9 protein-coding genes are annotated in these 12,979 nt (G+C 60.4%); 3 read left to right on the top strand and 6 right to left on the bottom strand.

Annotated features, from left to right (window positions below; genetic code table 11):
* Nucleotides 1-29: 29 nt before the first annotated feature.
* From ACN0TP_RS01405 to ACN0TP_RS01385, 5 genes are all read right to left on the bottom strand, one after another.
* On the bottom strand, nucleotides 30-869 hold the full coding sequence (locus ACN0TP_RS01405; protein WP_372698238.1) for a carbohydrate ABC transporter permease: 840 nt from the start codon (nucleotides 867-869) through the stop codon (nucleotides 30-32).
* Nucleotides 862-1,869: a carbohydrate ABC transporter permease gene (locus ACN0TP_RS01400; RefSeq protein WP_417215667.1), complete on the bottom strand. Its 1,008-nt coding sequence runs from the start codon at nucleotides 1,867-1,869 to the stop codon at nucleotides 862-864. Before ACN0TP_RS01400 ends, ACN0TP_RS01405 begins: the two co-directional genes overlap by 8 nt.
* Before the next feature lie 41 nt (nucleotides 1,870-1,910).
* On the bottom strand, nucleotides 1,911-3,236 hold the full coding sequence (locus tag ACN0TP_RS01395; RefSeq protein ID WP_417215666.1) for an ABC transporter substrate-binding protein: 1,326 nt from the start codon (nucleotides 3,234-3,236) through the stop codon (nucleotides 1,911-1,913).
* A 95-nt stretch (nucleotides 3,237-3,331) separates the two neighbouring features.
* Nucleotides 3,332-4,441, bottom strand: a complete 1,110-nt coding sequence (locus tag ACN0TP_RS01390) for a Gfo/Idh/MocA family protein (protein WP_417215664.1) — start codon at nucleotides 4,439-4,441, stop codon at nucleotides 3,332-3,334.
* The gene (locus tag ACN0TP_RS01385; protein ID WP_417215663.1) at nucleotides 4,438-5,241 is read right to left on the bottom strand and encodes a sugar phosphate isomerase/epimerase family protein; all 804 of its coding nucleotides are present in this window, start codon (nucleotides 5,239-5,241) and stop codon (nucleotides 4,438-4,440) included. Before ACN0TP_RS01385 ends, ACN0TP_RS01390 begins: the two co-directional genes overlap by 4 nt.
* Nucleotides 5,242-5,486: 245 nt before the next feature.
* Between ACN0TP_RS01385 and ACN0TP_RS01380 the strand changes: the two genes are divergently transcribed.
* Nucleotides 5,487-6,674 carry an ROK family transcriptional regulator gene (locus ACN0TP_RS01380; protein WP_417215661.1) on the top strand — a complete coding sequence of 396 codons (1,188 nt, stop codon included), beginning with the start codon at nucleotides 5,487-5,489 and terminating at the stop codon, nucleotides 6,672-6,674.
* 100 nt (nucleotides 6,675-6,774) lie between these two features.
* On the opposite strand, the gene ACN0TP_RS01375 is transcribed toward ACN0TP_RS01380, so the two are convergent.
* Nucleotides 6,775-7,707, bottom strand: coding sequence for an HNH endonuclease (locus ACN0TP_RS01375; RefSeq protein WP_417215659.1), 933 nt, complete (start codon nucleotides 7,705-7,707; stop codon nucleotides 6,775-6,777).
* A gap of 349 nt (nucleotides 7,708-8,056) precedes the next feature.
* Between ACN0TP_RS01375 and ACN0TP_RS01370 the strand changes: the two genes are divergently transcribed.
* Both ACN0TP_RS01370 and ACN0TP_RS01365 read left to right on the top strand, forming a co-directional pair.
* The gene (locus ACN0TP_RS01370; RefSeq protein ID WP_417216479.1) at nucleotides 8,057-11,368 is read left to right on the top strand and encodes an AAA domain-containing protein; all 3,312 of its coding nucleotides are present in this window, start codon (nucleotides 8,057-8,059) and stop codon (nucleotides 11,366-11,368) included.
* Nucleotides 11,365-12,600 carry a hypothetical protein gene (locus ACN0TP_RS01365; RefSeq protein WP_417215657.1) on the top strand — a complete coding sequence of 412 codons (1,236 nt, stop codon included), beginning with the start codon at nucleotides 11,365-11,367 and terminating at the stop codon, nucleotides 12,598-12,600. The genes ACN0TP_RS01370 and ACN0TP_RS01365 overlap by 4 nt, the downstream gene beginning before the upstream one ends.
* Nucleotides 12,601-12,979 lie beyond the last annotated feature (379 nt).

The following is a 12,979-nucleotide window of genomic DNA, read 5'->3' as shown; positions in this document are numbered from 1 at the left end:
GGTCCTCCTTCGGGTGGGTTCGGAGCGGGTCATTTCACGGAACCCGCGGACAGGCCGGCCACGAGATGGCGCTGGACGAACATGAACCCGATGAGCACGGGCAGCGAGACGACCACCGAGGCGGCCATCAGCTGGTTCCAGTACACATCGGTCTGCGAGGCGTAGGAACGCAGGCCGATCGCCAGGGTGCGGGTGTCGGAGTTGGTCAGCACCGAGGCGAAGAGGACCTCGCCCCAGGCGGTGATGAAGGAGTAGACGGCCACGGCGATGATCCCCGGCCTGGCGACCGGCAGCACCACGCGGATCAGGGCGCCCATCCGACCGGTGCCGTCGATCATCGCCGCCTCTTCGAGTTCGCGCGGGATCGATGCCAGGAAGCCGGTGAGCATCCAGATGGCGAACGGCAACGAGAACGTCAGGTACGTCAGGATCAGCCCGAGGTAGGTTCCCGAGAGCTGCAGTCCGACCGTGCGTTCGATCTGCGTGAAGATCAGGAACAGCGGCAGCAGGAACAGGATGCCCGGGAACATCTGGGTCGAGAGGACCACCAGGGAGAACGTCCGTGCGCCCTTGAACTGGAAGCGGGAGAGGGCGTAGGCGGCCATGACGGCCAGCACCACCGAGAAGAAGGTGGCGCTGACGGTGACGATGAGGCTGTTGACGAAGTAGTCGGCCAGCGGGACGGTCTTCCAGATGTCCAGGTACGGCTGCAGGGTGATGGTGCTCGGCCACCAGGTGAACAGCCCGCGCACGTCCTCGAGCGGCTTGACGCTGGTGACGAGCACGACATAGAGCGGCAGGATGACGATGATCGACAGGCCCAGCAGCCCGAACGTGCGCAGGATGCGGAATCCACGGGTCTCAAGCATTGGGTCCCTTTCCCTTGGGCATGACGAGTCGGATGTAGAACGCCGAGGCGATCAGCAGCACGACCAGGAGCAGGACGCTCATGGCGCCACCGACACCGAAGTTCCAGTTGCTGAAGGACTGCTGGTAGATCAGCGGCGAGATCAGCGTCGCCTCCGGTGGGGAGGCCGGCCCGAACAACACGTACGGGACGTTGAACTGGTTGAAGATCCACAGCGAGAGCATCAGCAACAGCACCGAGTTGGCCTGCTTGATCATGGGCAGGGTGATGTTGGTGAATTGCTTCCACAGGCTGGCCCCATCTAGCGCGGCGGCCTCGTACACTTCACCGGGGATGTTCTGCAGTGCCGCCAGCAGCATCAGGAAGGCGAAGGGCCAGAACTGCCACACCGTCACGATGACCATCACCCAGAAGGCATTGGACCCCAACAGCCAGAACGGCCGGTGGTCCAGCAACCCGAGGTCGTCGACCAGGAAGCGGTTGATGACGCCGTCGCGCTGGTTGAACATGAACGCCCAGGCAATGGTGCCCACGTAGCTGGGCAGGGCATACGGCACCAGGAACAGCGTCCGCAGCAGCCCACGCCCCCGGAAGCTCGAGGAGAGCAGGACCGCGGCGAACATGCCCAGCGCCCAGGCCAGGGCCACCACGATGACCGTGAACAGCAGGGTCCGCCCCAGCGCCCCGTAGAACTGGGTGCCGATCGGACTCGACAGACTGAGCCCGGCCACGAAGTTTTCGAACCCGATGAACTTGGCCTTCACCCAGTTCCCGATGCTGAGCTGGGTCAGCGCGATGAACGCGATCCAGACCCCGAGGATCATGGGGATGATGTGGATCAGCAGCTCCATGATGGTCGCCGGGGCGATCAGCAGGTACGGGAACAGGTCCTTCTTGCGCTTGCGTTGCGGGGCCGGGGGTACCGGCCGCCCCTCGGTGGGGGCGGCCGGATCCGGCTCTACACGGCGGCGGTTCCCGGCTTCAAGGGTGGGAGCCATCATCTGTCCTTTCGGCCGTTTCGAGGCGGGTGGGGCGGGCGTGCTCACATCTGCGAATTCGCGTTTTCGAGCGCCTTCTTCACGTCGGCCTCGGTGACCTTTTCACCTTGGGCGATCTGGGCGAAGAGGTTCTTCACCGCGGTGCCGACCAGGGTCTCCATCTGGCTCTCGGAGGGGTACAGCGGCATCGGCTGGGCGTGGTTGGCCAGGATGTCCTTCTTCAGCGAGATCTCCTCGGACTTGAAGGCCGGGTCGTCGTAGGCGGCGGTGACCACGGGCAGGGCGGTGAACTCCTTGTTCAGGTACTTCTGCTCTGAATCGCTGGTCAGGTGCTTGACGAAGTCGACGGCTGCCTCCTTGTTGTCGGAGTTGTCGAAGACGGAGACGTTGATGCCGGCCACGTGGGACTGCGTGCCTTCCAGCCCGGTGGCATCGGCGGTCATCATCGGGACCGGTGCGGCCTTCCAGTCCTTCATGTCCCGTGCATTCAGCGTCTTGCCGGGAGCCTGGTCGAAGAACATGGCGGACTTGCCGGCGGCGAAGTCCTCCACCATGTCCGAGCCGTTCTGGGCCTCGGCCATCGACGGGTTGACCACGCCGTCCTCGCCCATGAGCTGGACCCACTGGTTCACGCCCTTGACGACGCCGTCGGAGGCGAACTGCGGGTTGCCCTGGTCGTCGTAGAGGGCCGAGCCGTTCTGCAGGCCGCGGATGAAGGCGGCGTGGGCGTTGTTGGTCACCGAGGATCCGGCGAGGGAGACGCCCCACTGGTCGGTCTTGCCGTCCTTGTTGGTGTCCTTGGTCAGCTTCTTGGCGTCGGCGACGAACTCGTCCCAGGTGGCCGGCGGTGCGTCGATCCCGGCTTCCTTGAACATCTTGGTGTTGTAGTACATGGAGTAGCTCAGCCCGTAGAGCGGGACGGAAGTCGGGGCCTGGCCCTCGGCGCCGCCGGTCGCCCAGCTGGTCTGCACGAAGCGGTCCTGCCCGCCGATCTTCTCCAGGGCGTCGCCCTCCCACGGCATGAACGCGCCGGAGGCCTGCAGGGACACGGCCCAGGTGTTGCCGATGTTCAGCACGTCGGGGCCGTCGCCGGAGGAGACGGCGGTGAGGATGCGGTTGTAGAGGTCGCTCCACGGGATGACCTCGAGTTCGACCTTGGTGCCGGTCTCCTCGGTGTAGCGCTCGATCGACTTCTTCAGCACGCGCTCGTCGTCGGTGACCGACGTGCCCTGGTTCGAGGCCCAGTAGGTGATGGTGCCGCCGGCCTTGGCGTCCCCGGTGTCGGCGGATCCGTTGTTGCCGCAGGCCGACAGGCCCAGGGACATGGCGCCGATGGAGAGGACGGCAGCCCATTTCATGGTGCGTTTCATGACGGTTCTCATTTCTCTGCTGTGAGTGAGATGGAGCGGTGATGGAGGTGGTGCGGTGATGGAAGCTGTACGACGGCGGAGCCCGCCGCGGGTGCTCAGGAGACCGGGTTGCTGGCCCGGGAGGGATCCCAGTCCGCGTCGAGCGGGGCGGAGATCTTCACGGTGGAGGCGACGTCGACGAACGTGCCGGTGTCGGCGGCCTCGACGAGGGACGCCATGACGTCCAGGACGTGGAAGGCCAGTTCGCCGGGGACGCGTTCGGGGCGGTCCTCGCGGATGGCCTGCGCGAGTTCGGCCACGCCGGTGCCCCGGGTGAAGAAGGACCCGGTGGCCTCGACGACGCGCGGCTCGCCCTCGCCGGTGTGGATGGTGGTCTCACCGTCAAACATGTTCGGGTCCGGGAACACCGCGGTGCCCTCGGCTCCGGAGATTTCGACGAACCCGGCACGCGGCAGTTTGGAGTCGAAACTGAACACGGATTGCGCGCTGGCCCCGGATTCGAAGTCGATAAGCGCGCTGACGTGGGTGGGGACCTCGACAACGAAGTCGGTACCGGCCTTGGGACCGGAACCGATGGTGCGCGAGCTGCGGGCCTGCGAGGACAGGGCGGCGACGCGGCGGATCGGCCCGAAGACCTGGATCAGGGTGGTCAGGTAGTAGGGGCCGACGTCGAACAGCGGGCCGGCGCCCTTGGCGAAGAGGAACTCCGGGCTCGGGTGCCAGGACTCGGGGCCGGGAACCTGGAAGAGGGTCAGCGCGGTGAGCGGCTGGCCGATGGCGCCGTCGCGGACCTCGCGCAGCGCGGTCTGCAGGCCGGCACCGAGGAAGGTGTCGGGGGCGACGGCGACGCGGACCCCGGCTTCCTTCGCGGCTTCCATGAGCTGGCGGCCGGATTCACGGTCCAGTGCGTAGGGCTTTTCGCCCCAGACGTGCTTGCCGGCGGCGACTGCCTGCAGGGCGACCTCGACGTGGACGGCGGGGATGGTCAGGTTCACGACGATCTCGACGTCGTCAGTGGCCAGCAGCTGCTCATAGGAACCCGAATTCGGGACGCCCCACTTCTCGGCCTGGGATGCGGCGCGCTCCTCGTCGAGGTCGGCGATGAAGACGACCTTCAGGTCGGGGAACTGGGTGAGGTTGCCCAGGTACTGGTCGCTGATGGTTCCGGCGCCGACGATGCCGACGCCCGTCGTCGCGGCGCTCACTTGGTGCCCGCCAGGAAGGCGTAGGAGTCGGCCACTGCCTGCAGGACGTCGCCGTCGTGGTCATCGAGCTCGACGACGCGCAACGCATTCGGGGCGGCGGCGAGGATCTTGGCCACCGGCATGGAACCGGCGCCGACGGCGACCTGCTCCTTGTCGTTCTTGTTCTTCGGTCCGTCCTTGACGTGCAGGGCCTTGACCTTGTCGCCGAGGCGGGCCAGCAGGGCCGGGGCGTCCTCGCCGCCGACTTCGGCCCAGTAGGTGTCGACCTCGAGAACGACGGCGGTACCGACCTCGTCGGCGAAGATCTCCAGGGCTGCCGTGCCGTCGATGCGGTTCTCCAGCTCGAAGGCGTGGTTGTGGTAGCCGACGGCCAGTCCATGGTCGGCTGCCTGGGCGGCGATGTCCTTCAGGTCGCGGGCGATGCCGGCGACGGAGTCGCGGGTGGTCCAGCGGGACTCGTCGATGTGCGGGTCGATGATGGTGGAGATGCCGAGCTGCTTTGCTGCGGCGAAGATGGCTTCGAGGTCGCCGTCGATGAGCTTCACGTGGGCGGTCGGGGCGGCGAGGCCGAGCCGGGTGAGGTGCTCCTGGTACTCGGCGGCACGCTCAACGAACGCGTAGGGCTCGACGTTGGTGAAGCCGATGCCGGCGATCTTCTCCAGCGTTCCGGGGAGGTCTTCGGCGAGGTGGCCGCGAACGGTGTAGAGCTGGACGGAAAGGCCGGGTCTGACCGAAGCGCCCTGCGCATCGGTGGGTTTCGGCTGCGGTGAGCGCCGAGTCGTGGGGCCGGACGTTGTCATGAAATGAGCTCCTCTGGAGTGCGCTGTCGGGCGGTTCATCAGCCGCTGCGGATTAGCGTGAGCGCTGTCACATCGGCGTTGAAATTGAGCGTACGAGCACTTTTGACGAACGTCAAGCAAAAGCTGTAGGAATATACTCAGAAGGTCGATCGGCAACAACTTCCCGCAATAACTCGGGAATGAGGGCGGCCGATGGCATGATCACTGCAAGCACCTGACCACTGGGGACCACGAAACGAGGAACGATGGCCATCGAGACAGCCGAGAACGGCACCGCCGACCTGGCCAAGGCCGGCGAGTTCCTCCAACTACTCCGCGACGGACGGCCCCGCACTCGCGCCGAGTTGGCGCAGTTGACCGGCATGGCCCGCTCGACCGTGGGCTCGCGCGTCGATACCCTACTGCAGCTCGGATACGTCTCCCCCGTGGGCGATTCGACGTCCACCGGTGGACGTCCGCCGTCGCTGTTTGCCTTAAACCCGAACGCCCGCGTCGTCATCGGCGCAGACCTCGGAGCGACGCACGCGCGGGCCGTATTGGCCAACCTGGCCGGTGAAGTGAAGGCAGAGTTCTGGGAGCCCCTGCCCATTGCCGACGGACCAGAGAAAGTCGTCGGATGGCTGGCTCAAACCATCGGTAGGTTGCTCGAGGAGGCGGGATGCACCGCTTCCGACCTGGCCGCCATCGGCGTCGGCCTTCCTGGCCCCGTCGAATTCCAGACAGGTCGTCCCGTGAGCCCGCCGATCATGCCCGGCTGGGATGGCTATGACCTTCCGGCCCGACTTCACCAGGACTACGACGTCCCGGTCCTGGTCGACAATGACGTGAACATCATGGCTCTGGGCGAGCACAAGGCGAATCTGCCCGACGACGAGGACATCCTGTTCGTCAAAGTCGCCACCGGCATCGGTGCCGGCCTTGTAGCCCACGGCCAACTGATGCGTGGCGCCCAAGGCACTGCGGGCGATCTCGGGCACGTGCGGGTTCCCGGCGGTCCGGACACACTGTGCACATGCGGGAATTTGGGGTGTTTGGAAGCTGTCGCCAGCGGACCAGCCATCGCCAAAAAACTGGGAATCACGGCCGAGCCCGGGCATAACGTTCCGTCAATGGTTGCGCAGCGTGTGCGCGACGGCGACGCCGAGGCGATTGCCGCAGTCCGGCAGGCGGGGCGGGACCTGGGCAGCGTTCTGGCCACGTGCGTCAGCCTGCTGAACCCGTCTGTCATCGTCGTCGGGGGCTCTTTAGCCCAGGTCGGCGAACACTTGCTGGCCGGAATTCGCGAGGTTGTCTATCAACGGTCGCTGCCACTGGCTACCAAGCACTTGCGGATCATTGCATCAACAGCCGGGTCTCATGCTGGCGTTTTGGGTGCTGTTGCTTTAGCTACTGAATTCGCACTTTCAACTGGCGCCGTAGAACGCGCTGGCTAATCCCACGTCCTCACGATCATCGCGATCAGACCCCACCTCCCTAGCGGAAGCTTGCACCGAACATGGGAGCTTCGAGCATCAGAGTGCAGCGAATTGCCACCTATGCGGGTTCGGCTGTCAGGAACTTGTTGTAGGCGATTTCCAACAGGTCGGCCCGAGGCCGTTCGGTCCTCGCTGTCGGCAACTTCATGAGCTTGGAACCGTGCAATTCCTTAAGTCCATGTTGCAGCATCGGACCGTCAATTTCCTCTAGCAGGTCCGCCCGGATATAGATTCGATGATCGGGACTGATGCCGAGGATCCAGGAGTCGTAGGCAGCGTGATGGATTTTGCATAGGGACATGCCGTTGACCACGGAGGCGATGCCCAATTCGTCAGCATCTGGCACGATGTGCGCGGCGTCGAGTAGTACTCGATGCCCCAAATTACAGACAGCACAGCGCGTCTCGTACGCTCGAAGCACAGTCGACCGAAAGACAGGTTGGTGCAATCTGATGCGCGTCTCGCGCATTAGATATCGCCTGACTGTTTCCTGGATTTCCGTCCCTTTACTCGGATCCCTCGGTAGAAAAGCTTCATCATCAACGGGCGCAATGACGAAACGCTGAAGTTCGGGCTCCTCGGCAATCAGATACACCGGGCATATCGGCTGGAACGTCGCCGGCCCCATCCCTACCCCGATGAACCAAATCACGGGAACCTGATTATTCATGGCATTGCGCAACGCACGGTTATCGTGATGATCAGGGTCGTCGCCACGCCAGGCGTAGCGGATGAGATTGTCATTGCCGATCGCATCCTCATACGGCCGTTTCTGACCCGGACCGCGATATACCGTCACAATCGACAGCGCAGATTCGAAGCCCCGAGGCTTCCAAATCCCGGTCTGAGTAGGCTGCAGTCGGAATGGCTCGCCTCCATAGTGGAAATCGAGAATTTCCTCGCGATTGATCGGCGTGGCACCGTCATCGCTGCGGATCTTCAACCACTCAATCGCTTGCTTCCGAATCGATATTTCATCCGGTGCCCCCATGACCCACCCCTTAGTTCAATTCAGGCGTAATTCTTTGCTCTCGGCGGATGACTATCCGATCACACCCCCGAGAATAGTTGAACCTAAATCGAAAGAACGGGCACAGCTCGAAGGACTCGACATCACCGAACCAGGATCCCGTTTTCATGACCTGCTGTCCTACACTCAAGGGATCGCATTAATCCACTTGGTCACGATGATACAGCGACTCCAGTGTAGTCGGGGTTTGCGATCCGACGAAAAAATCTTCAACTCTGGGCATGACAGATCGGCTACGATCTAAAGCACATGCACTAGGGGGGCCTTGTCACCGGAAATTGTCGGAAATGCATATGCTGTCTTGGGCGGGGTGAAGTCCCGCCACGGAGGACATTCCTCGGTCCGAAAGGCAATCGAACTGCACACGGGGGATCCTGTGGCAATCAAATTCATTGTCGGGCGTGGCAACGAGATGACTGAATCGATCTTTAATCGAGAAGTAAAAGTGCTCGAGACCGCACGGCATCACAATATAGTCTCCTTGCTTAGTTCCGGGATAGATGACACTCAGACGCCTTACCTTGTCATGCCATGGGTAGAAAGCAATCTCCAGGAGTGGATCGACGAGGGCAACATAGCTGATGTCCGGGAAAGTATTGAATCGCTCCTTCTCCCCCTCGCCTCCGCAGTCGCCCATCTCCATAGACTCCGGCTTGAACACCGAGATTTGAAGCCGCTGAACGTCTTGATGACGTCAACTGGGGAACCGCTCCTTGCGGACATGAGTATAAGCAAACAGACCATGGCAACCAGTGCTGGCCTCACCATGCAAAATTGGAGGACTCCTCCGTTTGCACCCCCAGAACACATAGACAAACGTCCGTATGTTCGAGACGTCTACTCGCTCGCTGCATTGTTTGTCGTAGCGGTGTCGGGGCGAAAAATAACTGAGCACACTGAACTCATAGCGGCGCTGGACTCCATACAGTGCCCCTCAGAGGTTCGGAATGTGCTCGAGCAATGCCTCGAAATGAATCCGGACGCAAGACCTGCGGATTGCTCCGTGCTTGAATCGGAGCTCATTCGCGCGCATTCACAGGCCCGGGAACGCGACTTGGTACGACCGCTGGTCCACTTCGTACTGACCAAAACAGCTCATCAAACCCTAGAGAAAGCTCTTCCCGACGAACGATCAGCTGCAGTTTTTGTAGCCCAAGACCTCAATGAGTGTGCAGTTGCCCGTTTAACTGTTGGCCCAGACGGCCTGCCCATGGTCGAACTCGCTGGAAATCAGGGTTTGTACCGGTGCAGCCCAAAGAACCAAGAGGGGATCCTCTTAATTACCCAGGTCAGCATGGAGGACCTAGATTCATTGGAATGGTTGCGGCGTGCCGGAAAACCGATTTCAACTGACACCGAACTTTCCAACAAGACCGCAGTCAATCGGGAACGCGCCGTGGCAGGGCTAGCAGGATTCCTTACGGATTTGAGATCGCACAATGACAACCGCGACGCCCCGGCAAGCCAGAATGACCTGACTGCACACCTAAATCGCTGGACAAGGTCGTTGGATGTCGCGATCGAGTTTGAACGTCGAAAACGACAAAGGTTGCATTTCGGAAGCGGCCTAACGGACTCTAGGGACCTCATCGTGCGCCTGGCCGACACGACAGAAGACGAGCTCGTGGGCTCTGAATGGATACTGAAGTCGAGCAAGGAATCACCGACCGGTATACACGTGGAGGTGATCCGCCATGTGGACCGTACTGTAACGCTTCGCAGTGGTTCTGGACATCCGATCCGCAGATTTCGCACGGGTGTGCTCGAGCCGAATCTTGGTCCCACAATGGTTTCGCTTCGACGGCAGATGGATGCTCTAAGTTCGCTACGGCTGGGATCGTCAGTTAACACTCATCTTGCGGATCTGCTCGATGGAATACCCCCACAGCAGCTAGCCCCATCGCCGCCCTCCCAAGGTTGGTTTCAACCGCTTGATCGAGCGAAGCAGCAAGCTGTGGAAACTGCACTCGCCAACAATCCGGCGATGCTGGTGAAAGGCCCACCTGGGACTGGAAAAACCAGGTTGATTGCTGAGATCGTCGCGCAGGAACTGAAGAAAGATCCCACAAGCCGCATACTAATCGTGAGCCAAACGCACGTCGCTGTCGATAACGCCCTCGAGAGAATTGCGGGGCTCGGTGTTGACCGAGTCGTACGGCTAGGGAAACCGAACGACGAGCGGATCTCCAAAGCCTCCCGTAGCCTCCTTCTCGATACGCAGATCGGCGATTGGGTTGAAAGGGCCCGCCAGCGCTCGGAACAACATATGGATGATCTCTCGCATCAAGCTGGTATACCTGCGGGCAGCGTCCGGGCCGCTTTTATCCTTCAACGTATCGCTGCCATTGGTGATCTCATTGCGCGGCAGCAAGAAAAATACGCCACTTCCGTAATGGACGAAGTCGAATCCGAAGCCAGCGCAGCAGAGTCCTCAGATCTTAGAATCGACATTGAGGCCCAGAATCTACTAGTGGAGCACCTCTGGCAAGAATTAGACGAATTTGTGCCGGATGCAACGAGACTCCACGAGCAGAAGTCGCCGGACGAACTACGGGACCTGTCTACAAGCATGATCGCGGTGGGGCAAGACGGAAACCGCCTTTTACAGCTTGTAGAGCTACAGGCGGATTGGCTTCAGCGGATGCCGATAGATTCGTCTTTGGTTGCCACTTTCCTTGCCGACGCGTCAGTTGTCGGCGGCACCTGTCTCGGGTTCCTGGGCCACACGGCAGCCAAAGACCTAGATTTTGATTTGTGCATCGTCGACGAGGCTTCGAAGGCAACCGCAACTGAAGCGTTGGTTCCGGTCTCAAAGTCACGTAGAATCATTCTGGTTGGGGATCCGAGCCAGCTACCCCCAATGGAAGAAGAAGCTAGCCGCGATGACGACCTTCTTCAAGATTTCGGCGTCACCCCCGAGGAATTATCTGAGACCCTCTACGACGTGTTGTCCGAACTCTTGCCTTCAGGGCTGGTCATAGAACTTGACGAACAGTACCGCATGCTACCGGCCATTGGGGATATGGTTTCCGAGTGCTTTTATGATTCAAAACTAAAGTCGCCAGGTCTCGATCCAGATATCGATCTCTCGACATTATGGCAACCGCTTGTTTGGGTCTCCACAAGCTTTCGAAACGACCGGTTCGAGCAACAGGACAAATCTAGCCACCGGAGCTTCGCGAACCGACTAGAAGCACGCGAAATCGCTGGCCTGTTAGCGGTCCTCCAGCGGTCCATCGACAAGGGGCTAGTGAGCCAGGACGCGAGCAAGCTGGAAATACTTGTAATCGCTCCCTATCGCAGCCAATTGGAGACGATCCGGCGCGAACTAGCGCAAATTCAGGTCGACTTCAACGTTTCGGTCGAGTCGATAGACGCAGTTCAGGGCAAGGAAGCAGATCTGACGTTCTTCTCCGTGACGAGAAGCAATAAGATACAGAACTTCGGGTTTATCGGGAAGAAGTATTGGAGGCGAATCAACGTTGCTGTTTCGCGGTCAAGACTTGGGTTGGTCATCGTCGGAGACCTCGACTTCGCAAAGTCAGTGGACGGCCCCCTTCGTCAGATAGCCACCTACCTTCAACAGCACTCAGAGTCGGCAGAAGTGAGGGATATCGAATGATTGAGAGATTCCACGACTTGCACAATAGAGTTAGGAACGCCCGGCCGGGCCTTTCACCCGTGGCGCTACTGCAAGTCGCAGTGCCCGTGACGATGCTTCGGCTAACAGTCAATGTCCAACGGCGTAAGCCGATCCCCTTGCTCCATGAGACGGTCCTCCGTTCTGTAGATATAGGCATTGATGCTCCTCAGGCCATTGCCGATCTCACCGGTCTTGAGAATCGAATTACCGCCGAAGCGGTAGCGGAACTCGCGGTGTCCGGTCACGTTGTTGCGGGTGCTTCTGGCAGTGTCAGGCTGTCGCCTAGCGGGCGCTCACTGTCGAGCGACCTTGCCGTCATCACACCAAGTGTCGAACCGCTGAACATTGCCTTCGACCGGCTCACATGGAAAATTGCTCCCTATCGTGCATCGCGCCTAATCAACCGCAGGGATACTGTAGAAAAGGGAACAATCCGAATTCCGGCAGCCCAAACCAGGGCGATTCTGGGATCAGACGTAGTAATTTCAGATCTCCGTGAATTGTTCGGCCGAAACGGCAGGCATAACGAAAGCGTCGATTATCTGGGAATTGTGGATCTGAAATCCAAAGCGAATAAGTATATAGAAGCTGAACTCGTGATCTTTGCTGACAAATCCATGGGTCAGGTTGATGCCGCCCTACTGGTCGACGACGATCTCAGTGAGGACCACGGTTTGGCGCTCTTGGCAGTGGGGGGGTTGTCCGCTATCGACGTCACTCTGCAATCAGTAAGAACAGGGCCAGTCCGAACATCTACCGTGGAAGCGGTCAGCGACCTCTCGAGTTTCGAGTATGCAACGCTCATATTCGACAAAATTCGCCGAGCGGAGAAAATTACAGTTATTGTGGAGACACTCGCGGATAGCGCCGGAGCTCGCCAGTTGCTGATCATGCTGGAACAACAACTTGAACGCGGGTGCAGTATCTCGTTTGGCATAATTGCAACGGATACGGAAGAACCGATGGACCGTCGCATTAAAGACTTGATAAAACCCTTTGAAGCAAGGGGAATCGTCACCTACGGAGCTGGCAAAAAACTCGGGGCAGCAATGGGTATCTACCTGGACGATGTTGCCTTGCCTTGGGTCCCGGAAGCACTGGCATACCAAATTCCTCCGGTAGCCAGAGTCCACCGAATCGAATCAGTTGGGAATAACCTGTTGGCTCATGATCAGGTCCGGACGCTGGTACAGAACGGAATGACAAGCTAGCGCGGTTGGACTAAGTTGGCGATCCTGGCCCCCGCCTACATCTCGGCATCGCCAGCTTGGCGCCAATCGCGTGTAACACGGTTGTGGGTGCGCCCTCTTCGCCCGCCGATCCCCTGGTTTCCTGGTAATGCTTGCGTGAGTGTGCAGCCGCAACGTCGACCTGATATCCACCCCTACCGAAGCCAATGATGGCTGCGGGAAAGGCAAAACCGACCTCTTGGACTTCGAGCCTCTTGGAATGCGCTTCTTTCGTTCCTCGAGGGTCGCCGTAGCCAGCATGAAGCTCGCGGGAGCCACAGACGCGATCACCGACGTCGCCCAGAACTCCCAAGGCGTTGCTCGTCTAATGCGCCTACGGCCGTTCGATCTTTAATTCCTT

The organism is Arthrobacter sp., from assembly GCF_048266065.1.
Lineage (GTDB): Bacteria > Actinomycetota > Actinomycetes > Actinomycetales > Micrococcaceae > Arthrobacter_H.
The sequence above is the reverse complement of the archived record's forward strand: the minus strand, read 5'-3'. Positions and strand labels throughout refer to the sequence as shown.